We start from the raw sequence: 25,218 nt of genomic DNA, 5'->3' as shown, positions 1-25,218 counted from the left end.
ATGGAGGGATTACGATGTCGGTGATTGAACAAGACGTGATGAAACAGGCGGAACAAGGTTGGCGCGGATTCAAACAAGGAAAATGGACGAAAACGGTGGATGTGAACAGCTTTATCGGAGCGAACTTGAAGCCGTATTACGGAGACGAGTCATTCCTCGCCGGTCCGACGGACAGAACGACAGCCCTATGGCAAATCGTGTCCGACTTAACGAAAAAAGAGCGCGACAACGGCGGCGTTTTGGATGTCGATGTCAACACGCCATCGACGATCACTTCGCACGGACCAGGCTATTTGGATCAAGAGAAAGAGCAAATCGTCGGGTTGCAAACCGATGAGCCTTTTAAACGTTCGATTCAACCTTTCGGCGGCATCCGCATGATGATCGACGCCTGCAAAGCGTATGGCTTCGAGATGCCGCAGCAAATCGTCGATATGTTTACGACGATCCGCAAGACCCATAACCAAGGGGTATTCGACGCCTATACGACGGAAATGAGGAAAGCCCGTTCCGCCGGCATTATTACCGGACTGCCGGATGCTTACGGACGCGGACGCATTATTGGCGATTATCGCCGGGTAGCTCTGTACGGAATCGATTTCCTGGTCGAAGAGAAGAAGAAAGATTTGCTGAACCTGGAATTGGACGCGCTGGACGCCGATACGATTCGGGACCGCGAGGAAATCTCCGAGCAAATCCGCGCACTGGGCGAACTGAAGTCTATGGCCGCCATGCATGGGTTCGACATTTCCAAACCGGCCGTTAATGCGAAGGAAGCGTTCCAATGGCTGTATTTCGGCTATTTGGCCGCCATTAAGGAACAGAACGGCGCGGCGATGTCCTTGGGAAGAGTGTCCTCGTTCCTGGACATCTATATCGAGCGCGACTTGCAAGAAGGAACGCTGACCGAAGAGCAGGCGCAAGAGCTGGTCGACCATTTCGTCATGAAGCTGCGTATCGTGAAATTTTTGCGTACGCCGGATTACAACGAATTGTTCAGCGGCGACCCGACGTGGGTTACCGAGTCGATCGGCGGCATGGGCCTGAACGGCGAAACGCGGGTTACGCGCAACAGCTACCGTTTCCTGCATACGTTATACAATTTGGGGCCGGCGCCCGAACCGAACTTAACGGTGCTCTGGTCGACGAAATTGCCAGAAGCTTTCAAGAAATATTGCGCCAAGGTGTCGATCGAGACCAGTTCCATCCAATACGAGAACGACGATATAATGCGCCCGCACTTCGGCGACGATTACGGAATCGCCTGCTGCGTATCCGCTATGCGGATCGGGAAACAGATGCAGTTCTTCGGCGCACGCGCCAATCTCGCCAAATGTTTGCTGTATGCCATCAACGGCGGCGTCGACGAGAAATCCGGCAAGCAGGTCGGTCCCGAATATCCGCGCATCACGTCCGAAGTGCTCGATTACGAGGAAGTGACGGCACGCTTCACGGCGATGATGGAATGGCTTGCGAAGCTGTATATGAACACGCTCAACGTCATTCACTTTATGCATGATAAATATTGCTATGAAAGAATCGAGATGGCGCTGCACGACAAGGACATTTTGCGCACCATGGCATGCGGTATCGCAGGATTGTCCGTCGCGGCCGATTCCTTGAGCGCGATTAAATACGCGAAAGTTCGGCCGATCCGCAACGAGCAAGGAATTGCCGTCGATTTCGAAATCGAGGGAGATTATCCTTGCTACGGCAATAACGACGATCGCGTCGACCGTATCGCCGTTCAATTGGTGGAAAAGTTCATGGGCATGCTGCGCAAGCATAAAGCGTACCGCAACGCGCTCCCGACTCAATCCGTATTAACGATTACGTCCAATGTCGTATACGGGAAGAAGACGGGCACGACGCCGGACGGCCGCAAGGCGGGCGAGCCTTTCGCTCCGGGAGCCAATCCGATGCACGGGCGCGACAAGAAAGGGGCGCTCGCATCGCTTAGCTCCGTTGCGAAGCTGCCATACGAGCATAGTCTGGACGGTATCTCCAACACGTTCTCCATCGTCCCGAAAGCGCTCGGCAAGGAAGATCAAGTCCGCAAATCCAACCTTGTGGCGATGATGGACGGCTACTTCGGAAGCGGAGCCCATCATCTGAACGTCAACGTGTTCGACCGCGAGCAACTGATCGACGCGATGGAGCATCCGGAGAATTATCCGCAATTGACGATCCGCGTCTCCGGATATGCCGTCAACTTCATTAAGCTGACGAAAGAACAGCAATTGGACGTGATCAACCGTACGTTCCATGGCATGATGTAACGGAAGATCAAATTGCAAGGCATTCGCTGCATGTTGGAACAATAAGGCGCAGTGCTGCAGAAAGGATGCGTGAAAAAAATGAACGGTCGAATCCATTCATTAGAGACGTTCGGCACCGTTGACGGACCCGGCATACGCTTCGTGCTTTTCATGCAGGGCTGCGCCCTGCAATGCCAATACTGCCACAATCCCGATACATGGGACACGACGAAAGGGACCAGCATGTCCGTCGAGGAAGTGGCGGCGGAGATCGAACCGTATCTCTCTTATTACAATGCTTCCGGCGGAGGCTTGACCGTTTCCGGCGGCGAACCGACGCTGCAAGCCCCATTCGTCTCCGAACTGTTCCGCGAGGTCAAGCGGCGCTGGGGAATGCATACGACGCTCGATACGAACGGATTTTGCGAGGCGGAGCGGGCGGAAGAACTGCTGGATGCAACCGATTTGGTGCTGCTTGATATTAAGCATATCGATCCGAACAAGCATCTTGCCTTAACGGCGCAAAAGATCGACCGGACGTTGAAATTCGCCCGACGGTTGTCGGATAGCGGCAAGAAGATGTGGATTCGTCTCGTGTATGTACCGGGCATCCATAACGACGAGCGAGACTTGATCGCATACGGCGAATTGCTTGGCACGCTGCACGGAGTCGAGAAATTCGAGATATTGCCCTATCATCAAATGGGCGTATATAAGTGGGAACAGCTTGGCAAAGCTTATCCGCTCGCAGGAGTGCCTTCGCCGGCGGATGAAGAAATCGCGCGGGCGTACCGCTTGATCGAGCAAGGAAGGCAGGCAGCGGCGAAGACGATATAAACTTATCATAAAAAATTAGGAATTCCGGAATCTTAACAAGTAGGTTCCGGAATTTTTATGCAAAAGAACTCCAGTTAGTGGGGTTTGGGAAGCTTTAACTTAGGGAAAGTTATCACTCGAACTCGATGCTAAGATAATTGCTGGTCTGCCAACTGCTTATATTGAAGCGTAGTGTGGGCAATTGCTTTTCCCATGATGCCATCTCTTTCGGGTATTATTTTACCCACTTCGCTTTCATTGCGTCAAACGCCTGATGAGCAAAATCGATGTCCTCGTTGTAGATTGTCTGGAGGTACTGTTCATTAGAAAGTTAGACATCTGTTCTTTCTTGATGAATCCTAATTTTTCTTTGACAAACTCCTTACTAGAATTTTAAATACATCATTAAGGCCTATTTTGTGCACATTATTCATGAGTAGGGTTACTTTCTTGGTGGTTTTGGTCAATCCCGAGAATACCCTACTTTTTGTTGTCTGAAAAGAATCCAAATTTGTTGCACAAACAATTTTACTTCTTCAAACATTTTACGGTCACTATTTACTTTTGTAATTTTTCGTTAGATTAGTGGTATCCGCATCGTTATATAAGTAGAGGCAATTCTTCAGGTAACACAGCATGCCATAATGTAGGGGGGGATCTATAAAAAGGAAAATAAATCATATATATATGGTAACCCGACTCGAACAATGCCTAATTTAACCTACGTTAATGCTACAAGATGAAGTTTTAAAAAAATCCTAATTTTAGGTACAGGAGGAGAAGGAATGATTAAATTCAAAAAGATTGCAATGATTGCTACAGCTATTTTTTTATGCATTTCATCTGCCGCTGCATACGCAACAGAGAGTGCGACACAGTCAGTTCAGCAAAAGCAGGTGCAGACAGAAGAATGGTCAAATGCTTACCCTGCACCTACAGTAGCTGAATCTATCCATATTCCGATAAATACAAATTTTTACAATAAAGAAACTAACAAAATCGATAAGGATAAGCTCAAACAAGGAATAGAGGAATTGGTCGCCAAAAACCCAAAGTATGCTAAACTTTTGGATAATTTAGAGTTGAAGGTTGATCGGTTTAATGCTAATTCTGAGAACCGTTTGCAAAGCACAAGTAGCATATCACCTCAATCTGTCGTGATATGGTATAATGATTGGGCACCTGGAAAGGAGCCTAGAGTGACCTATGATGGTAACTGGTATACCTATACCATATCATGGTTAGGTGAAGATAATTACAGATCAAGCGTTCCAATTAAAGTGAGTGAAACCAAAAGTATTACGACAAGGGAATCTATAGGTTTCACAGGGGACGCAGATATAAAAGCAAAATTTGGATTTTCAGCAGCAAGAGAGGTAACACAGACCGCTACTAAAACGGTAGGAGCTGATATTCCGGCATGGACATATTGGGCTACTCGTCCATATATTTATTGGAACAAGAAGATTTATACTGGTACTTGGGCTTTAGAATATATAGATGAAGCAGGATATCACTATATTGAAGAACAAAAAGAAGGTATAAACAGTACTCAAATCAGTAAAACAAATGATTATTGGACAAGAACAAACAGTGCCAAAAATCCTAATGCAAATTCTCCACAACCTCCGGATAGAATGCCTTATTAATATTACTAAAATGGAGTTGCATTAAATTTATGCAACTCCTATCTTACCTTAATGGGGGATGGTTGGTTTATGCAAAATAAAAAATATATTGATAGGCTAATTATATTAATATCAGGTTATTTGTTTTTGCTATTAATAATTGGGGTTTTTTTTGTACCATGCATTAAAACTTGGGGGCCTAACAAAGAAAGAGAAAGTGCAGTTTTTGCACCGATCTGGAAACTTATGGATTCGTATGATCATAACGGATACAGTTTAATTTATGAAATAAACACAGATAGAATATTATTAGAAATCCTGATAGTTTCATTAATTGCTGTTACTGTATTTTTGTTAATTCATACAATTAGTAAAGCAAAGTAAATTGTTAGATTTTATCTAGTCTCACTTTACGAGAAAAGTAAACAGTTGCATAAAACTGGTCGTTTTTCTGGAAAAAATTAAATTACCGTTAGCTCGGCTGCCCTATCTCAGGAAAAAAACACTACTTTCCATAATGCTAAATCATCCTTCCATCAATTTTTTACTCGGTATTTGATTTTTTAGAAAAAGGTAGTGCTAACATATCTTATAATGATTATCGAAAAGTTAATATTTGGGGACAATCGTTCGGAACTAAAAAAGTAGACCTGAATTGGTGTGCTATTACAACGAAATGTTGGACAGAATTAACTTGGGACGATGTAAAGTTTGGACATCGGACTGAAGAAGTGAAACGGCGCATTTAAAGAAAGAGAAATACGTTTTTCGTTCTAGCTTTAAAAATTAGACTAAACGTAAAAATTACAGACAACAGCAATCACTTGTTGTTCCTCTATCTAACCATTCCTTACGTTTATTTCTTTTCATTAATTTGTGTTTTTCACCCGAATCCACGATGGATTCGGGTCCGGAATATGAATTTCAGAGTGTCGTCTTTTTTAGAGAATCTTTGAGTTGTTCATCATTCATTTTCGATCGTCCCATTTTTTTAAAAAATATTGAAGTAATTTTTTTCTTGCTCTAGCTAACCGTTGAGTTAAAACTGATACGGATATATTGAGTGTTTTTGCAATTTCCTTATAGGATTTTTCCTCGATGTAATACAGAAATAGAACTATTCGGTAATTTTCTTTTAATTCAAAGATAGCCTGATTGAGCAAGTTGTTGCGTATTTTTTGTTCTACTTGATCAGCAACAGCAATTTCATCATTAGCCAATTCTTTATTTTCATTAACGAGGTCGATGTCCAAATTATAACGATATTTCTTATTTTTTTTCATAAAATCATAGGCTGTATTCTGAGCGACTCTTTTAATCCAAGCTTTCATATTACCATTTTGTTTTAATGTTGGAGCTTTTGCAACCACTTTCAAAAACGATTCTTGTATAGTGTCTTCAACCCAATGGTAATTTCTTAATAAGAAATAAATATCCCTGTAAATTAGATTTCTAAAATTAATGTAGATCAGTTTCTGAATTTCTTCATTTAGGTTTTCAAAATCTCCTATTAGTAAGTACAACCATTGCTCCATCGTTACACCTCTCAGAAGAAGCTGAATTTGCTTAATTTGGGAAGTGAGTCTCTACGTAGTAAAATTATCTTATTTTATTATACCAAAATATACCTAAAATGTAAATTTTAAACTAAAACTTGATGTATGAAATACTCCAAATTTCCGCTTCTAATTAGATTAAGATAGATGATTGCTTAAACTGGTTACACGCTCTGTGGTGTTGTCAAACGCCTGGCTATACGAAATGTAGGCGTGAAACTTTATTCAAAAAGTTAATGTGTTTATACGAGTTATATCTACAATGCAATCTATGTCAAAGTAGTATCATGATTGAGTTAAAACTAACAATTACGACTCTGTAACTAAGCAATTATTGACTCCTTGAAAAAAAAGCCTACTTTCCAGTTTCTACCTTTTATCATTTTCTACAGTCCAAGGCTTTTATTGACGATAAATGAACAGGGCTGTCCTTGACAGTGGTGATCACTACTGAGGGCAGCCCATCATTTCGAAAAAAATTCATCTTGCTTGTAGATAATTTTATCCCTAAATTATTTAATTCTATCCTATTACAGAATATGTAATTAGAGCTACAATAATTGTGTAAATTACAAAATGTTACAAAATTTTCCGTAGATGGAGGTGAGGATTTACGAGCGTGCGTGCAAACGCGAACCAATTTCATAGATGAAGGAGAGCCGATGATTATGATGAAACCCGAGTACTCTTGCATTATTGCCGAAGATCATCCTCGTTGCCGCAATACGTTGATTCAATATGCCACGAAGTTGGGATTGCGCGTCGTAGATACGCCGGGCAGCGGCAACGCTTTAATTGACGCCGTGTTCAAATTTATGCCCGACCTTATTATTACCGATATTTTGTTGGACCGAATGGACGGCATTACCGCTTGCAAGCATATTCAAAGACAAGGCTTCGCTCCGCCTGTCATCATCGTGTCGCGCTCCACCGAGCCTCGTCATTATTCGGCGGGATTCGAGTTGAATTCTATCGATTATATCAATTTGCCCATTCCTTACGATCGTTTTGCCAAAGCCGTTACGAAGGCGAAGCATCGGATCGAACAGCATAAAACATTGTCGCTCTTGCAGCAAGACGCTCAAAACTACATTCAAGTGAAGCATAAATACCGCACGGTAAACGTCGCCGAAAACTCCATCGTCTTTGTAGAAAAAGTGGACAAAAGGCGATTTGAAATCCATTTAACCGACGGAACGATCATGGATACCAGCACGAATCTAGAACGGATTCAGGATCGCTGTTCGGAATGGATCATGACGCCTCATCGCAGTTATCTCGCCAATATCAAACATATTGAAACGGTCATACCAGACCCGATCATCCAGGGCAATTATCTTATTGTCTATCCTCACATCAATCAGAACATACCGCTGACCCGCCGAAACTACGATCATTTTTTGCGCCTTGTGCACAAGCTCAAAATATCCGAAGCGTTCTAGAGAACCGAAACCGAATCCGATTCGTCCGCTTCTCTGTCCGCTAAGGACAAACATCGTGCCGTTTGGGACGAAACTATCGCCCTTTCATCCTAACTCATTCCTTCAAAGGATAGATTTCTTTATATTACAGATATGGAGATTGATAGAAAAGAAAAAACGAATGGAGGGAAGAGCATGGGGCAGTACCGCCATCATCTGTTGTCGCCGTTGCAAGATTTCGCGGAAATGCCGTATCCGCAGTTCGACTTTTCGGATACAGGGCTTTTCCATAATCGAATCAGACCGTCTCAACCGCCTTGGCAGATCCGTTGGCTCAGGCATTCCGACCGGAGGTGACGCGTCTTGGATATGACGATGCCGATCCAATTGCTGGTTTGCACCGTTTTTGTGAGCACCGGAATTTCGAAGTTGTTCGCCATGTCTTCCTTTGAAGAAGCGATCGTTCGATTTACATCGATTCGCAACGCGTTGGCGGTACGGATATTATCGGCAACGACGGTGGCTTTGGAAATCGGTTGCGCCGTTCTATTATTGGTACCGATCGTTCCGTACCATATACCGGAGATCGTCTTAATGGCTATGCTGCTGTTCTTTTCCATCCTGATTGCGTATCATCTCTTCAAAAAAACGAAGCTGACATGCCACTGCGGCGGACTGCTCGGAAACGAACCGATCGGCGTCGGCATTCCGATTCGCAACGCGCTCTTGTTCATCGGTCTGGGCTGGACGATTGTAGCCCCCGCATCACCGTCTGTAGTCGAGCGATTGAAACATGCGGAGCAATGGCAAATGTTGGCGTTAACCGAACTGCTCGTTCTATGTTTGTTGACGGCTTATTATTTCATCCAAAAAGTCAATGCGCTTATGAAAGAGAATGCTTCATCGCAATAATCGAACGAAGAGTGGTGAAAACGGAAATGGAACGATTGATGCTGCTGCATATTACAATTTCGTCGTTGTTCTTTTTTTGCAGCCTGTTTTTAGGGCTGAAGCTGGCAAAGCATCAAAAAATGGTCTTCGAAAGGCTGGAGTCTCTGCTGGCTTCAAGACATCAGGATCATGATAGCGCCCTTGTTCCGGCTCATTACGGTTTAGCAAAAGAAGCTCTTTTTCCAACGATTCAAGTCAAAGATATGACGACCGGACAGATGTCGGCGTTACAACTGAGCGGCACGAAGGACACGTATATTTTGTTTGCGCTGCCGGGCTGCAAGCCATGCGAAGAAACGTTGGAGAAAATGAAAATGTATAATTTCAGCGCGTTTCAGTTTGATTTGATCGTACTGACCTATACTTATCCGGGAGTATCCGATGCGGAAGATAAGATGGCCAAGCATCGCCAATTTCTGCATGCGCTTTCTCTGGATCGAATATATAGCGTAGCCGCGCCGGAAATGAAACAATTGGATATTACCTCGTTTCCGTCCATGATGCATATCGCTTCGGACGGGAAAGTGATTGGAACGTATACGGTCGATTCGGAGAAATTGCATCTCTATTTTCAAGAATACCCGGCGGCAAGAATCGCTTCCTGACCGGCGGAAGCATGAAAGGAGGTGAGATCATGCGTGTTTGTAACTTTGATTCGTCCTGTACGTACAGCTATCATAGGGAAATTTTAAAAGGCAGCGACGGGCAATGGTATTCGGGCGGCTGCTGCTAATGCCAATGAAGTAACAAGGGGAGAAGACTCAATCTTGAGTTTCTCCTCTTTTTTTAAATCATACCAATTGGGGTTATCGAAAATGAACAACACAAATATACGAAATTGGATGGACATGCTTTCGGTGCTAAAACGAACATTTTCATGGAAATTGTATTGCTTTGTCGTTCTTGCGGGCGTTCTCGTCATTTTGCCTAATGCGCAATTAATGATTACGGAATACATCGGCAATTCGCTGCCCGCGGCGATCGAACATCGGCAATTTGACAAATTGATCGCTTTATTGGCTGTGCAAGCCGGGATCTTCGCTCTCATTCAATTATGCATTGCGCTCAATAAAATATTGGAGACGCAGTTGAGCAGCCAATATAAATGCTTGTTGGAGGAAAAAGTCCATACCAAATTGTCCAATGTGAAAATTACGCTGCTGGAACGGTCGGAGACGCACAACCAGATTATGGCGCTATCGAATACGCTGCAGCATTTGGGCTTTCCGCTCTTGAAGCATTTGATTCAATTTGCGAAATCGTCGCTGACGATTGCGGTGATGCTGTATGTCATGCGGAACGTTCATTGGTCGGTGCTTGCGATTATCGTTACGGTAAGCTTTTTGCATGTGTTTGCGATTCGCAAATATTTTCGGAAACAGATGGAAATTTATATGCAAACGAGCGAGCCCTCAAGAAAAGCGAAATATTATGCCGGCTTGCTGATCGATCGCGAACTTGTGGGCGAAGTGCGCACGTTTCAATTAAACAGCTTTATTCTATCCAAATGGAAGTCTTTGTTTTTTCATATCGAAAAGATGCAAGTCCGGTTAACGAATAAACAGGATCTATTGCTCGGCTCGCTGCAAATGATAAGCCAAGCGCTGCAATTTATGATGCTGCTCATCCTTGTTCTGTTTACGTCCTTTACGGTCGGGACTTATTTGATGGTGACGCAAGGTTTGCTGCAATTGCAAAATATGGCGCACGAATTGGTGGAATCGGTCAATCGGCTGCAGGAAACGTCGGTATATTTGCCTTCGTTTTTCAAGGTGATGGAACTGGAAGAGGAGGAACAAGACGAGCGGCTGCTCCCCTTTCAAGGATTGAAGCGCGAAATCAAATTAGAGAACGTTTCGTTTCGGTATCCTAATGCCGCATCCTACGCATTAAAGCAAATCAACATTGAAATCAAAGCCGGGGAAAAAGTGGCCATTGTAGGGCATAACGGTTCGGGCAAAACGACGTTGGTGAAATGTTTGCTTGGAATATACGATCATTACGAAGGAGAAATATTTCTCGATGGAATACCGATGCGCCATTATGACAAAAAATCGGTTCGGGCGCATCTTTCCGTGCTGCTGCAGCATTTTGGGAAGTACCCGTTGTCGCTTCGGGACAATATTTCGCTTCATGACGGGGAAGGCGGCGGACATGCCGACCGTCTGCTTGAAGCCGTTCGTCTCAGCGACGCAAGCGGCTTTGCAGACGGGTTGCCGAACGGAATCGAAACGCCGCTGAATCCCGTATTCGGCGATGGCGTCGATTTATCCGGCGGACAATGGCAAAAGATTGGTTTGGCGCGGGCCTATTATAAAAATTCGGATATTGTCATTCTGGACGAACCGACGGCAGCGATCGACCCTTTATCGGAAGACCGGTTGTTTGAAGGGATGCTTGCGCATCTGCAAAATAAAACGGCGCTCATTTTGACGCATCGGCTTGGAATATGTCGGCAAGCGGATAAAATTATCGTCATGGACGGCGGAGAGGTCGTGGAGATGGGATCGCACGACCGGTTAATGAGTCGGGGAGGATACTATAAACGGATGTATGAAACTCAAGCGAAATGGTACGTTCACGCGAAAGAAGGCGATTTATATCCCGTTCCTTTCTGAATCGTTTGCAATCATTAGACGATTTTATCCCTCTATAATCGAAATGTCATCCTTACCAAAAAAAAACATCCATTTTATAATGAACACGTAGTACAAAATAACTATTCAATGGGAGGGTCTTACAAGGATGAAGAAGAGTTTATTATTGCTAATGACTCTGGTAATCGTCTTAACAATGGGACTAGCCGGTTGCGGCAGCAAATCGGCCGATCCGCCGCCGGCGAACACTCAGGGCAACGAAGGAACGAAAGAGGCGGAACCGCCTAAGGAAGAGCCGGAGAAGGTGGAGCCGTTTGAAATGACGATTCGGCATACGCAAGTCGCTGAATCCTCCAAGAACCGCTTGAAAATCCTGCAAGACGTCGCCAAGAAAACAGAGGAAGAAGTTCCAGGACTAACATTGAAGCTTGACGGGGTTCAAGATGCCGTGAACCGGAACGAGAAACTGAGAGGAGAGATGGCGGCAGGAAATCCGCCGGAAATCTTCGATACGTTTGGCAGATTTGACGCATATTTGTACTACAAAGAAGGCAAAATGCTCGATATTACACCGATTATCGAGGAATTGGGGATTAAGGACAAGTTTTTCGACTTGAAATCGTGGACGTCGGATGACGGTAAAGTGTACGGATTGCCTGTAGGCGGATCGGCGGAAGCATTCTTCTACAACAAAGAATATTTCGAGCAAAAAGGCCTTAAAGTGCCGACAACGTTCGAAGAATTGGAAGATTTGCTCGCCAAAATTAAAGCGGACGGCAAAGTGCCGATCGCGGCAGCATCGCAAGCATCGTGGGTTCCTTTGATGATGACGAACCAGCTGTGGGCGCGTTATGCGGGACCGGAAATTACAGCAGGCTTTGCGAGCGGCAAGACGAAATGGGACGACCCGAATATGATCAAAGCTTGGGCGAAGCATAAGGAATGGGTAGATAAAGGCTACTTCAAGAAGGGCGAACTCGCGCTGGATTATGCCGATATGACAACGCAGTTTACGACCGGAGAAGCGGTCATGATGTTCGAAGGAACATGGCGCTCGTCGATTTTCAAGAAAGCTGAAGAAGGCCAAGAGCCGAATATGGCGGAAGATATGAGAGACAAGGTAGGGTTCTTCAATATGCCGCCTCTTGCCGGAGGTCCTGGAGATCAAACCGCGTTGATGCAAGATATGAACAACGGATACGGTTTCTCTGCCGAAGTCGCTAAGGATGAAAGAAAATTAAATGCGGTCAAAGTATTTATTAAAAACTTGTATAACGAAGAAATGCAGCTTCGCGGATTTAAAGAAGACGGCGTACTTCCTTCCATGAAAGTAGATGAGCAGAAATATCAGGAATTGGCTACGGAGCCGATCATGAAAGAAATTACAGGTACGTTGTCTAAAGTTCAAAGCTCTTTCAACGCATTCGACGCTTTGGTTCAACCTTCCGTTAGAACGGAAGTAGAGACGCAAATTCAAAAGCTGATTGGCGGTCAGGCAACGGCGGAAGATGCGCTCGCCGCGATTCAAAAAGCGCAGGACGTTGCAATTGAAACCGGTCAATAATTAGCAAGATAAGAAATAAGGGGCCACTTATCGAACGGTATGGGTGGCCCTTTCTTTCCAAATATTCGCTTCAGATCGATGTCATAATGTGCTGGAGGTTTCTATGAACAGAGCGTTACGAAGTCCGATTATTTATATTTGCTTTATATTGCCGGCTTTAGCGCTATTTGTCGCTTTTTTCGTATACCCTTTAATTACTTCGATTTATTATAGTTTTACCGATTGGAACGGTATTTCGAGTAATTATACGTTTGCGGGCATGAAGAATTTTTCCAAAGCGCTGCAGGATCCGAGTTTTTGGAAAGCGGCATTAAACAACTTTTATTTCATCGCTTTCTCTTTGCTCATTCAATTGCCGCTCATTATTATTTTCTCCTTATTGATCGCGAACGTGAAGCGTTTGAAAGGCTTTTACAAGTCGGCCGTTTTCATGCCTTCCATCATGTCGACGGCAGTCATCGGTATTCTGTGGGGATTTATTTACAACCCCGATGTCGGTTTGCTTAATAAAGTGCTGGGCTTGTTCGGAATCGAACCGCTGTATTGGCTTGCGGAACAAAACTTGGCGATGCTGTCGATATTGATCACGAACGCCTGGCAATGGACCGGATTCTATATTATCTTAGTGCTGGCCGCCATTTTGGGCATTCCGAGAGAAGTCGAAGAAGCGGCATTAATCGACGGAGCTACGAAGTATCAGCGTGCGACCCGCATTACGATCCCGTTAATTATGCCGGTCATCTCCGTCGTCGTCTTGCTGTCGGTAGCGGGTGCGATGAAGGCGGCCGACATTGTCGTTGTTATGACGAAAGGGGGGCCTGCGTCAACGACGGACGTGTTGATCACCTATATGATTAAACACGCCATCACCAGCTTTCAATACGGCCTCGGCAACGCAATTACGGTATTAATCTTCATCTTAACGCTCATTATCACAGGAATTTATCAAGGGGTTTTTGCAAGACGAAGCGAAAGGGTCGAATATTGATGAGAACGCTAAAGAGGGGAATACCGCATTTTTTTCTGCTGGCTTATGTACTAATCGTTTTATATCCGTTTCTATTCGTCATTTTTTCTTCCGTAAAGCGCAACAATACGGAAATTGCCTTGAATCCGTTCGGACTGCCGACGGAATTCGCTTTTGAGAACTACGTTCGGGCTTGGGTCAACGCGAATATTAGCACGTATTTTTTCAATAGCTTGTATATCGCCTTAATCGCGACGGTCGGGACGATTTTAATCAGCTCCATGCTGGCGTTCGCCGTAACGCGGATGAGATTCGGCAAAATCAGCGTCGTTGTCTACTCGTTGATTCTTGTCGGCATTCTTATCCCGAACAATTCGCTGCTGCTGCCGATCTATTTATTGATGGGACAAATAGGCGTACTCAACACGCATATGGCTTTGATTATCCCTTATATCGCGAATTCGATTCCGATTACCGTCGTCATCCTGACCGCTTTTATGCGTTCCTTTCCAAGCGAAATTGAAGAAGCGGCCGTTGTCGACGGGTTGAGGGCGCAGGGGATTTTTGCTAGAATTATGATACCGCTTATGGTTCCATCCCTAGTCACCGTTTTTATACTAAACTTTATGGGGAACTGGAATGAATTTCTACTTGCAAACTATTTCCTTTCGAACGACGAGTTAAAGACGCTGCCTGTCGGAATGGTTGGATTCCGCGACAAGTTTTATACGAACTATGCCCAGATGTCTGCGGGCATTGTGTATAGCGTCGTACCGGTCATGATTATTTACGTCTTTTTACAAGAGAAAATTATCGAAGGCGTTACCGCCGGAAGCATTAAAGGCTAACGCCCCAAGGGAGCAAGAGGAATGATGAATTTGCGTAAAAAATTGTTTATCGCTTTTATTGCGCTGATCATTATTCCTTTGTTTTCGTTGGGGACCGCTACGTTCTATATCTCCACTTATTTAATCGAGAAGCAGTATAAGCAGCAATCCGAATTAACATTAAAAGCCGTCAGTCAAAATATTCAGTTCATTTTCAAAGAAATGAACAAAGTAACGGATAACGGAATTGTAAACTCTTTCTTTCAATCCGCATTAAATGCGAAAGATCCGAAAAAGCAAAACATTACCGATTTGGACCGGTTGAATATGAACGAAACGCAGCGGAATTTCCGCAATTTACTGTACAACCATCCATCGATCAGTTATGCATTCCTCTATAATTTCAATCAATACGCTTTTAGCAATTCGAACATTGTGTCCATTTTTACAAAGGAAAATTTCAAAGCTCTCCCTTTCGAGGAATTTAACAATCATCCGATGTACCGGGAAACGATGGAGCGCAACGGAAGTCCGCTCTGGATCGGTCCTAACGAATTTCCGGAATTGACGGGTACCGAACCTGTTTTCACGCAAATTCGCGTCGTGAAAGATTTATGGACGCTCAAAAATATGGGGATTTTGGTCGTTCAAATTAAAAATTGGGAACTGGAAAAAATTTTTAATAGTTTCCGCTATAATGATAATTTGAAGCAAATCCGTTTCTTTCTCGTCAATAAGCACGGATTAATATTGTATGACAGTTCGCAGCAAGACGACGGACAATATTTGCAAAAATATATTCCGGCCAATTTGAATCTCGCGCCGGGTTACCAAAGCTATCGAGGCAATTTCAACAATTCGGAAAGCGTTATCTCCGTCAACGAAATGCCCGATTTGGACTGGTATCTCGTATCCGTGACTTCATGGAAATCGTTGTCCGAAGACATCACTTTGTTTATTAAGTGGATCGGTACGATAACAACCGTCAGTTTATTGGCCGCATTTCTATTTTTCTTGTTATTTATGAACCGAATCACCCGATCGATTATCCGCATCGTACGTTTTATGCGGCGGGTGGAAACGGGCGATCTGCAAGTGCGAGTGAACGAGAAAGGGAACGATGAATTGCATTTGCTCGCGAAAGGGTTCAACAGCTTGATCGACCGGGTCAATCAGTTGCTCGAACAAGTGAAATTGGAGCAAAACCATAAGAACAAGGCGGAAATGCGCGTGCTCCAGGCGCAAATCAAGCCGCATTTTCTATTTAACACATTGGAATCCATTAATGTGCTGGCGATTCAGAATAAGGGACGTATTGTAAGCCAAATGGTGCACCGTCTCGGGAATATATTGCGAATCAGCATTCAAGACAAAGAAGAAATTACAATTAAACAAGAGATCGAACATTTGCGCAGTTATTTGGAAATTCAAAAATTTCGTTTTGAAGATTTGTTCGATTATGAAATTTCCATTCCGGACGAAGTGATGAGATGCACCATTCTGAAGCTCACACTGCAGCCGCTGGTTGAGAATTGCATTCAACACGGGTTTGAAGGGATTCAATATAAAGGGTTTATTCATATTAAAGGCCGGCTTGACGGCAATAAGGTCGTCATCTTCGTAGAAGATAACGGGATCGGCATTTCGGGCGAACAGCTCAAAAATTTCCGCTATTTGCAAAGCGACGATCCATCGAAGGACGCACCGGCAGAGGCCAATGTGGAACGCCGCGGGTTAGGCGTGCGCAGCGTCGCCGACCGCATACGCATACAATACGGTCCGGGATACGGATTGTTTATTTGCTCCGAGGTTAATCAAGGAACTATCATTCAGTGTATAATCCCTAGGTACGGGTTAGGTGATATTAATGAATCTGAAAGCGATGTTGGTCGACGATGAAGTTCATATTTTAAATAATTTGAAACAAGTCATTCCTTGGGAAGAGTTGGATATCGAAGTAGGTTTGGCCCGCAACGGAATGGAAGCGCTTGAGCTCGCGTCCGTCGAGCGCCCGGATTTAATATTATGCGACATCCGCATGCCCGTCATGGACGGCATGGCTTTTTTGCGGGAATACCGCAAAATCGATTCGGATTGCGAAATTATTATGCTGACGGGCTATGAAGAATTCGAATATGCTAGAGTCGCGCTGCAGCACGGCGTTCGGGACTATATCTCGAAACCGATCAATTACGAGGAATTGGAAGAAACGGTGCGGAACATTGTCGGCCTGATCCGTGCGCATAAGCTGGAAAAGATGGTGGCGGAGCGCAGGTGGGGCCGGGTCGTACGATTGGCGTACGAAAAGATGATGTTCGATCAATTAATGGGTTATTCCTTAATTAATGAACGTTATGTCATTTCGGAAGCGGACCAGAATGTGGACGATTTGGAATACGCGCTGTTCCTGGTCGATTTGGACGGATATTCGCAAATGTCGACCGCATGGAACGACAACGAACGGAAACTGTGGAATTTCGCGGTGAATAATGTGCTGCAGGAAGCGCTTCACGATTGTCATATTAAATACGCGGCACTGCAGACGCGGGAAGGCGAATGGTGCTTGATCGTCCAGTTTTTCAAAGGGATGCTGCCTTTGCGCGAAGAGAAGGCAATGGCCTGGGCGGCAAAGCTGCGGGAAGCCGTCAAGCAACATGTGAAATTTACCGTTAGCGTCGGAATCGAGCACGGGCCGATCCGGCTGGACGGACTATCGGAGGCCTACAAAAACATTCAGCGCTTGCTGCTCGTCAATCCGCTCAGCGAACAGCTCATTTCCGTCAAAAACAAATCGCACGACCATTCCAATCCGACCGTTTCGGAGTGGCAATTAATCGAAGATATCGTATCCGGACTGCGGCATTGCGATCGCGCGAAAATCGAACGGACGCTGCAATCGCTGCAATCGAATTTGCTTGCAATGTCGGAGCAGTCGCTCGTGCGGGCCGAACGGCTGCTGCATTATGTCGTCATCCATTTGCTGCGGGAAATGCGGGAGATGGATGTCGTCTCGACGAAGGAAGAAGAAGCCGTATGGAAAAATTTGCAGCATAGCGTCAGCGTGAAAGATTTGCTGCAAATGATCGCGGAGCTTGTGCATCGTTCGACCGACGCGGCGCTGAACAAAAAATCGAGCGAACTGCTGATGATTTCCGCCAAAGATTATATTACGCGCAATCTGTCCTCCGACATCGGCATCGAAGAGATTGCCGATCATCTCGGAATCAGTTGCAGCTATTTCAGCTTGTTGTTCAAAAATCATTTCGGCGAAACGTTCGTGGAATATTTAACGAAACAACGAATGGAATTGGCGAAATCTCTCCTGCTGATGAGCGATAAAAGCATTACCCAAATCGGCTCGCTTGTGGGATACTTGGAGAGAAGGTATTTTACGAAAGTCTTTCAAAAATATACTGGCATGACACCCTCAGAATACCGGGAAAGAAAGGATGCAGGCATTTGAAACAGATCAATTCCATGTCCTTGGCGGAAAAGGTAGGCCAAATGTTTGTTTGCGGTTTTGAAGGCTATGTCCCGAATGATGACATTAAGGCGCTGATTTCGAACTATCATTTGGGCGGCATTATTTATTTCCGCAGAAATGTGCGCGAAGTCGGGCAGATCGCCGGGCTGTCCTACGATTTGCAGAAGTGGAATGAAGAACAATCGGATATTCCGCTATTGATCAGCATCGATCAGGAAGGCGGAATGGTGGCGCGAATCGATAGCGATGAAGTAACGCTCGTTCCGGGCAATATGGCGATCGGCGCGACGCGCAATATCGATCTGGCTTATGAAGCCGCGCGAATATGCGGACTCGAGCTGCGGGATTTGGGTATTAATGTAAATTTCGCGCCGAGCGTCGATGTGAACAACAATGCGCTCAATCCGGTGATCGGCGTCCGGTCGTACGGCGAACGCGCCGATCTGGTAGCGGAGATGGGCGCGGTGGCGATTCGGGGTTTGCAGGAAGCGGGGATCGCGGCGACGGCAAAGCATTTTCCGGGTCATGGAGACACGGAATCCGATACGCATTACGGATTGGCCGAAGTGCCGCATGAGAGGGAACGATTATTCAACCTGGAACTCGTTCCGTTTAAACGGGCTATCGAAGAAGGGGTGGATGCGATCATGACGGCCCATGTCATGTTTCCCGCCTTCGAACCCGCATCGAAGCCGGCGACGTTATCGCGTCATGTGCTGACGGATTTGCTCCGAGGAGAATTGAAGTATAACGGCGTCATCATTACGGATTGCATGGAGATGCATGCCATATCGAAACATTTCGGCGTTGCCGAAGGAGCGGTTATGGCGGTCGAGGCGGGAGCCGATCTCGTTCTTGTCAGCCATACGTTCGAAAGCCAGGTCGCTTCCATCGAAGCGGTCATCGCCGCCGTCGAGTCGGGCAGGGTGCCGGAAGCGCAAATCGACGAGTCCGTCAAGCGAATTATGGAGTTGAAACGCAAGCGCCAAATGGATCGGTTTAGCCGGGTAACGGCCGACTTTGCCTCTCGTTTCGGCACAACCGCAAGGAAAGACATCGTGCGGCAAATTTGCGAACAGAGCGTCACGCTTGTGAAGGATGACGGCCAGTTGCCTTTGGACAAGAATGAGCCTACGATCGTCATTTGGCCGGAAGTGAAGGAGAGGACGGAAGTCGACGAACCGGTCGAACAAAGGTATACGCTGGCTGCCGCTTTATCCGAATCGATGGCGAACGTTCAAGAATTACGAATCGGAACGAATCCCGAACCGGAAGAAGTGCGCAATGCGATCGAAGCTTGCGCCGGGTATAAGCAAATCGTCGTCGCCACCTATAATGCGGTATCGACGCTGCACGAAGGGCAAGTTGAGATCGTCCGCGAGCTTGCGGCGCGCAGCGGCGTGAAACTTGTCGTCGCCTCGACAAGAAATCCGTACGATTTGAACCAATTTCCGGACATTGCGACTTATTTATGCTGCTATGAAAATCGACCGATGACGATGGCGGCGCTCGGCAAAGTATTGGCAGGCGCCATTCCGGCGCGCGGAAAGCTTCCGGTCGCCATTGCGGCCGAGTATCCGTTCGGGCATTCCGCAACATTGCAATCGTAACGAGAACAAAGATGTTTCGTACTTTGGGCCGGCAATATGATAGCGTGCCGGCTTTTTTGTGCGTTTCCCGAATTTATTGAGAAATTTGCACTAGCGAAGAAACTTTTCAACCTTTCCTGCGTCTATACATTGTCAACACTGACACGATAACGGATATGAGGGAGTCTATGATGAAACTATTTAAAACGATGCTCATTTCTACACTGATTATTTCGCAATTATTAATGGCATCCGCCGTTTCGGCAGAGCAGGCCGATGCGTCGCAATCCGCGGCGGAACAAACGACCGCCAATCCGCAGAACGAAGCTAAAACGGACATGACGGAAGAACAAGCGGAACGACCGGGGGAAACGCCGGTAACGGAGGAAGCGCCTGATACGGAACAAACGGCAGATCCGCAAGAAACGGCGGGGAACGGTCCGGCGACGGTCGATCCGGCCGAATCGCAAGAGGAGCAAGATCTGCTGATCTTAAAAGCGAACAGCGATAAAATGATTCATAATGGCACGGAATATACCGCGCTTCAGCCGGTGACGGTCAAGGACGGTAATTCTTACGTCTCTCTGCGCTCTTTGGCGGAACGTGTCGGCATTAACGTATCGTTCGACAATTCGACGAAAGAAACGGTGCTGCAAAGCGGAGGTCATGAAATACGCTTCAAAATGGACAGCGCAACTTATACGGTTGACGGCGTGAAGAAAAAAGCGCATGGTCCGGCCTACTCGCAAAATGATATTTTTATGGTGCCGCTGACGACCATTACGCAAGCGTTGAATATTCCGCTAACGTTCAATGCGGAAACGAAAGAAATTATACTTAACTTATACTCCGCTCCGAGCGCGGAATTTATCGTGAAAACGCAAGATATTCGCGCCGAACAAACGAGAGTCGAATACGAAGACCGCTCTTCCCACCCGCGCGGTTTAACCATTGTCGAAGAACGCTGGGAAGGGAAAGAAGAGATTTTCCAAGAGCCGGGCTTGCATGTCATTACCCGTTGGGTTCGCGACGAGAACGGCGTATGGAGTAAACCGTATTCCGTGACGGTCAATGTCAGACCGGCCAAACAACCGCCTGTCGCCTTTTTCGTGACGAATCAGGATACGTACCGGATGGGCGAATTGATCAGCATTCAAGACCAAAGTACCGATGAAGAAGATTCGATCGTCGAACGCAAATGGGACAATAAAGAGCGCGCCTTCTTTACCCCGGGACAACAAACGATTAAATTGAAGGTTACCGATAAATACGGCTTGAGCAGCGAGTACGAAAAGACGATTACCATCACGGAAGAAACGTTGTACACAAGAGACGATTTTAATAAACTGTATACCCCTGTCGGGGAAAAATATACATTCAACGGCGGCAGCGTGCTCGAATTGCCGAAAATTCAATTCAAAAGCACGGATTGGGGCAAAGTGCTGCTTCGCAGCAACAGCCCGGAAAGCGTGACGACCGAAGGAGTCGTTTACGACGATACGATCAACGGCGACATGCGCTTCTTGATCCATCATAAAAATATTTCCAACCAAAATTTGAAGTTTTATGTGGTCGCCACCAACCCGTACGATTTTGACGTCGCCTTTGGGATCGAGCATGTCGGATTCGCCGGTCCGAATGAATTCGAATCGATTACGGGACAAAAATCGTTGCAACGTTACTTTGAGTCATTGCAAAAAGGCGGCGTGCGGCAGACCGTTAATTTAGCTCCGGGCGAAAGCAAGCTCATTTTGACCGACTTGAGCGCAAGAGCGGCCAAACCGGGGCAAGTCGTCAGCATGATGGCCGATTTGTATTCCGACGCTCCGGTTCGTTACCGTGTCGTTGCGGTGAACGAATCGAAGGATGTCATGGCTTCGCTTCCGTTCTTGACGCTGCTTGACCGCGACGGCGTACACATTCGCGGCACGTATCAAGGATCCAATCGCACGATCAGCATCGCGGAAACGATCGGGGATAAACCGGCCCGCATGATGCTTGCCGACAAGACGGACGATCCGTTCCTCGTCGGGAGAGATTTCATGAATGGCATGGATAGCGTAAATCTTGGGAACTATGGAGTCTATTATACGATTTATTTGGAAAAGGTAGCGCCGAACACGCTCATCTCCTTCAATCCGCGCGGCGGCTTATACTCCGGCGTATTTATGGTGAACGGGGAATTGGTTCCCGCGCCTGAGTCGGGCAATTTGAACAATCGGGACGAAGCCAGCGTTCTGTACCGCACCGGGTCCAGAGAAGAGAAAGTGACGATCGTGTTCTCGCCGGCGTCCGGCAGCAATTTGCCTGTAAATCTATTGTTCTATCCTTTGCCTGACAAAAAAGACTAGAGTAATAGAGCTCCGATTTGACGTCCAATTTGTTTTGTTGCATTATTAAAAGAAACGAGCAATTGCGACGGGGGTAACGATGTTGTTGACAACGGAGCAAATCACGAAAATTATGTCCAATCAAGGATTGCGGATTACCGATCAACGGAAAACGTTGGCCAAACTGTTCGCGGAATCGTCCGGGTATTTAACGCCGAAGGACGTATACGAGTACATGGGCAAGCATTATTCGGGCCTGAGTTTCGATACGGTATACCGCAATTTGCGAGTCATGCAACAACTCGGCGTGCTGGAGCAGGTCGTTTTCGAAGACGGCGTCAAATTCAAAGTGCATTGTGCGGAACCCCATCATCATCACCATATGATTTGCTTGCAATGCGAGAAGACATATCCGATTACCTTTTGTCCGATGCCGTTAACGGACGTGCCGGACGAGTTCGAAGTGGTCAAACATAAATTCGAAGTATTCGGGTATTGTAAAGATTGCAGATGATGAAACTGGTGTTTAAAGGGTTGATTCATTTTTACCGCAAATGCATTTCGCCGTTAAAGCCGCCGACATGCCGGTTCTATCCGACCTGTTCGGCCTACGCATTGGAAGCGATCGAGCTGCACGGCGCCGCGAAAGGGAGCTATTTGGCCGTCAAGCGGATTTGCAAATGCCATCCTTTCCATCCGGGAGGATTCGATCCGGTCCCGCCGCGGCGCGGAGAAGGAGAATCTTGACAATCGATGTCCCGATTCGGTATATTATCTTCATATATATCGTTCCAGTGAAAGGATAAGTACAAAGCGCCAGCCTAGTCCAGAGAGCCGGGGGAGCTGCAAACCGGTATAGGATGACTTTGGAAAATGGTCCCGGAGGAACCGTCTTTGAGCGGCTTGCTTCATGATGGATACGCCCGATCGGCGGGAATCCGAAGCTGTCGTAAGAGGACGGCGCGACCCGGCGTTAACGGGGCAGTCCTGAGGAAGGACTTACGGAGCCGATATCTGCGAAGATACCGGGAATTTGGGTGGTAACACGTGAGCGAGACTCTCGTCCCATAATGGGACGGGAGTTTTTTTGCATTTTAATCATGTTTAAGGAGGAAGAGCGGCATGGCAACTCAAAGCCAAAAAACGTTTTACATTACGACGCCGATTTATTATCCGAGCGATAAACTGCATATCGGGCACGCCTATACGACGGTGGCCGGTGATGCGATGGCAAGATATAAGCGCCTGCGAGGATACGATGTCCGGTATTTAACCGGGACGGACGAGCATGGGCAAAAAATCGAGCGCAAGGCGAAGGAGAGCGGCAAGACGCCTCAACAATTCGTCGACGACATCGTCGCGGGCATCAAGCAATTGTGGAACAAGCTCGATATCTCCCATGACGATTTTATTCGTACGACGGATGAACGCCACAAGAAAGCCGTGGAGATCATTTTCGACCGTTTGCTGCAGCAGGGCGATATTTATAAAGGGACGTACGAAGGCTGGTATTGTACGCCTTGCGAATCGTTCTTCCTGGAACGGCAGTTGGTGAACGGAAATTGTCCGGATTGCGGCCGTCCGGTGGAACGGGTGAAAGAGGAGAGCTATTTCTTCCGGATGAGCAAATACGCCGACCGTTTGCTGCAATATTACGAAGAACATCTCGACTTCATTCAACCCGAATCGCGGAAGAACGAAATGATCAACAACTTCATCAAGCCGGGTCTCGAAGATTTGGCGGTATCGCGGACGACGTTCGATTGGGGCGTCAAAGTGAAGGGCGATCCGAAGCATGTCGTCTACGTATGGATCGACGCTTTGTCCAACTATATTACGGCGCTCGGCTACGGCTCGGACGACACGGAGCTGTTCGACCGGTATTGGCCGGCGGACGTCCATTTGGTAGGCAAGGAAATCGTGCGTTTCCATACGATTTATTGGCCGATTATGCTGATGGCATTGGATCTTCCGCTGCCGAAGAAAGTATTCGGCCACGGCTGGCTGTTGATGAAGGACGGCAAAATGTCCAAATCGAAAGGCAATGTCGTCGATCCGGTCATGCTGATCGACCGGTACGGCTTGGACGCGCTGCGCTATTATTTGCTGCGCGAAGTGCCGTTCGGCGCGGACGGGACGTTCACCCCGGAAAGCTTCGTCGACCGGGTCAATTCCGATTTGGCCAACGATCTGGGCAATTTGCTCAATCGGACGGTAGCGATGGTCGATAAATATTTCGACGGCGTAACGCCGCAATACGAGGCGAATGTGACGCCTTACGACGCGGCGCTGGTCGAGGCGGCGGAGACGGCGGTGCGGAAAATGGAAGAAGCGATGGAGCAGATGGAGTTCTCCGTCGCCTTAGCCGCCATCTGGCAGTTTATTAGCCGCAGCAATAAATATATCGACGAGACGCAGCCTTGGGTTCTCGCCAAAGACGAAGCGAAGCGCCGCGAACTAGCCTCGGTCATGGCGCATCTGATCGAATCGCTGCGCATTGCCTCGGTCATGCTGCAGCCGTTCCTGACGCAAGCGCCGCATAAAGTGTGGGCGCAGCTCGGCATCTCCGCCGGGGAATTGACGTCGTGGGGCAGCATCCGCACCTTCGGCATCATTCCGGCGGGAACGAAGCTGAGCAAAGGGGAGCCGATCTTCCCGAGGCTGGACGCGGAACAAGAAGTGGCGGCGATCGCAGAGGCGATGTCCGGAACGGCTCCGTCCGCCGATGCGGCGGGGAACGAGCCGGAATCGCCGTCCGCAAGCTCCGCAAGCGCGCCTCCGGCGGCAGCGGAGGAAGCGGAAGAAATCTCGATCGACGATTTTATGAAGGTCGATTTGCGCGTTGCGCAGGTCATTCACGCAGAACCGGTCAAAAAAGCCGATAAATTGTTGAAATTGCAGCTCGACCTCGGTTACGAGCAACGGCAAGTCGTCTCGGGCATCGCCAAATTTTACACGCCGGAACAGCTCGTCGGCCGGAAAGTCATTTGCGTGACGAATTTGAAGCCGGTGAAATTGCGCGGCGAATTGTCGCAAGGGATGATTTTGGCCGCGTCGCAAGGCGATCAATTGACGCTCGCTACCGTACCTGACGGCATGCCGAACGGCGCGAAAGTGAAATAACGATATACCAACGCCGCTTCTTCCTTTCAAGGAAGAGGACGGCGTTTTTGGCGATTGGAAGTTTTTTATGTTGACAATCGTGCAATTTACCTCCTATAATCCTATTT

Annotated in this window: 19 protein-coding genes; 18 read left to right on the top strand and 1 reads right to left on the bottom strand. The window is 46.9% G+C overall.

The features are described 5' to 3' along the window. Positions 1 to 14 precede the first annotated feature (14 nt). The 4 genes from pflB to KQI79_RS13665 all read left to right on the top strand — a co-directional run bounded on the left by pflB (position 15) and on the right by KQI79_RS13665 (position 5,086). Positions 15 to 2,279, top strand: coding sequence for a formate C-acetyltransferase (pflB, locus tag KQI79_RS13680; protein ID WP_216538803.1), 2,265 nt, complete (start codon positions 15 to 17; stop codon positions 2,277 to 2,279). Positions 2,280 to 2,357: 78 nt separating this feature from the next. Next, a complete protein-coding gene (gene pflA, locus KQI79_RS13675; RefSeq protein ID WP_216538802.1) occupies positions 2,358 to 3,095 on the top strand; it encodes a pyruvate formate-lyase-activating protein in 738 nt (245 codons plus the stop codon). 764 nt (positions 3,096 to 3,859) lie between these two features. Further along, positions 3,860 to 4,723, top strand: a complete 864-nt coding sequence (locus KQI79_RS13670) for a hypothetical protein (protein WP_216538801.1) — start codon at positions 3,860 to 3,862, stop codon at positions 4,721 to 4,723. A 69-nt stretch (positions 4,724 to 4,792) separates the two neighbouring features. Continuing rightward, positions 4,793 to 5,086, top strand: coding sequence for a hypothetical protein (locus KQI79_RS13665; RefSeq protein ID WP_216538800.1), 294 nt, complete (start codon positions 4,793 to 4,795; stop codon positions 5,084 to 5,086). Positions 5,087 to 5,670: 584 nt separating this feature from the next. Here the strand turns inward: KQI79_RS13665 and KQI79_RS13660 are convergent. Continuing rightward, the gene (locus KQI79_RS13660) at positions 5,671 to 6,237 is read right to left on the bottom strand and encodes an RNA polymerase sigma factor (RefSeq protein WP_216538799.1); all 567 of its coding nucleotides are present in this window, start codon (positions 6,235 to 6,237) and stop codon (positions 5,671 to 5,673) included. A 689-nt stretch (positions 6,238 to 6,926) separates the two neighbouring features. Between KQI79_RS13660 and KQI79_RS13655 the strand changes: the two genes are divergently transcribed. From KQI79_RS13655 to metG, 14 genes are all read left to right on the top strand, one after another. Continuing rightward, on the top strand, positions 6,927 to 7,700 hold the full coding sequence (locus KQI79_RS13655) for a LytR/AlgR family response regulator transcription factor (RefSeq protein WP_216538798.1): 774 nt from the start codon (positions 6,927 to 6,929) through the stop codon (positions 7,698 to 7,700). A 348-nt stretch (positions 7,701 to 8,048) separates the two neighbouring features. Continuing rightward, the gene (locus tag KQI79_RS13650) at positions 8,049 to 8,591 is read left to right on the top strand and encodes a MauE/DoxX family redox-associated membrane protein (protein ID WP_367398196.1); all 543 of its coding nucleotides are present in this window, start codon (positions 8,049 to 8,051) and stop codon (positions 8,589 to 8,591) included. Positions 8,592 to 8,617: 26 nt separating this feature from the next. Continuing rightward, a complete protein-coding gene (locus KQI79_RS13645) occupies positions 8,618 to 9,235 on the top strand; it encodes a hypothetical protein (RefSeq protein WP_216538796.1) in 618 nt (205 codons plus the stop codon). 252 nt (positions 9,236 to 9,487) lie between these two features. Further along, the gene (locus KQI79_RS28260; RefSeq protein ID WP_216538795.1) at positions 9,488 to 11,248 is read left to right on the top strand and encodes an ABC transporter ATP-binding protein; all 1,761 of its coding nucleotides are present in this window, start codon (positions 9,488 to 9,490) and stop codon (positions 11,246 to 11,248) included. 127 nt (positions 11,249 to 11,375) lie between these two features. Next, a complete protein-coding gene (locus KQI79_RS13635; RefSeq protein ID WP_216538794.1) occupies positions 11,376 to 12,791 on the top strand; it encodes an ABC transporter substrate-binding protein in 1,416 nt (471 codons plus the stop codon). 103 nt (positions 12,792 to 12,894) lie between these two features. Next, entirely contained in the window at positions 12,895 to 13,779 is an 885-nt protein-coding gene (locus KQI79_RS13630) for a carbohydrate ABC transporter permease (protein WP_216538793.1), read from the top strand. Beyond that, on the top strand, positions 13,779 to 14,606 hold the full coding sequence (locus KQI79_RS13625; protein WP_216538792.1) for a carbohydrate ABC transporter permease: 828 nt from the start codon (positions 13,779 to 13,781) through the stop codon (positions 14,604 to 14,606). Before KQI79_RS13630 ends, KQI79_RS13625 begins: the two co-directional genes overlap by 1 nt. Positions 14,607 to 14,627: 21 nt before the next feature. Then, a complete protein-coding gene (locus KQI79_RS13620; RefSeq protein ID WP_367398195.1) occupies positions 14,628 to 16,484 on the top strand; it encodes a cache domain-containing sensor histidine kinase in 1,857 nt (618 codons plus the stop codon). Then, complete coding sequence (locus tag KQI79_RS13615; RefSeq protein ID WP_216538791.1) at positions 16,453 to 18,048, top strand: response regulator; 1,596 nt, start codon at positions 16,453 to 16,455, stop codon at positions 18,046 to 18,048. The genes KQI79_RS13620 and KQI79_RS13615 overlap by 32 nt, the downstream gene beginning before the upstream one ends. Before the next feature lie 14 nt (positions 18,049 to 18,062). Then, positions 18,063 to 19,679: a beta-N-acetylhexosaminidase gene (nagZ, locus tag KQI79_RS13610; RefSeq protein ID WP_216538816.1), complete on the top strand. Its 1,617-nt coding sequence runs from the start codon at positions 18,063 to 18,065 to the stop codon at positions 19,677 to 19,679. 167 nt (positions 19,680 to 19,846) lie between these two features. Beyond that, on the top strand, positions 19,847 to 22,009 hold the full coding sequence (locus KQI79_RS13605) for a copper amine oxidase N-terminal domain-containing protein (protein WP_216538790.1): 2,163 nt from the start codon (positions 19,847 to 19,849) through the stop codon (positions 22,007 to 22,009). Between the two features lie 82 nt (positions 22,010 to 22,091). After that, a complete protein-coding gene (locus KQI79_RS13600; RefSeq protein ID WP_216538815.1) occupies positions 22,092 to 22,502 on the top strand; it encodes a Fur family transcriptional regulator in 411 nt (136 codons plus the stop codon). After that, entirely contained in the window at positions 22,502 to 22,735 is a 234-nt protein-coding gene (gene yidD / locus KQI79_RS13595; RefSeq protein ID WP_216538814.1) for a membrane protein insertion efficiency factor YidD, read from the top strand. Before KQI79_RS13600 ends, yidD begins: the two co-directional genes overlap by 1 nt. 375 nt (positions 22,736 to 23,110) lie before the next feature. Then, on the top strand, positions 23,111 to 25,111 hold the full coding sequence (metG, locus tag KQI79_RS13590) for a methionine--tRNA ligase (protein WP_216538789.1): 2,001 nt from the start codon (positions 23,111 to 23,113) through the stop codon (positions 25,109 to 25,111). Positions 25,112 to 25,218: the final 107 nt, after the last annotated feature.

Source organism: Paenibacillus sp. MSJ-34, assembly GCF_018918005.1.
Classification (GTDB): Bacteria; Bacillota; Bacilli; order Paenibacillales; family Paenibacillaceae; genus MSJ-34.
This window is presented reverse-complemented; position numbering and strand designations above follow the sequence as displayed.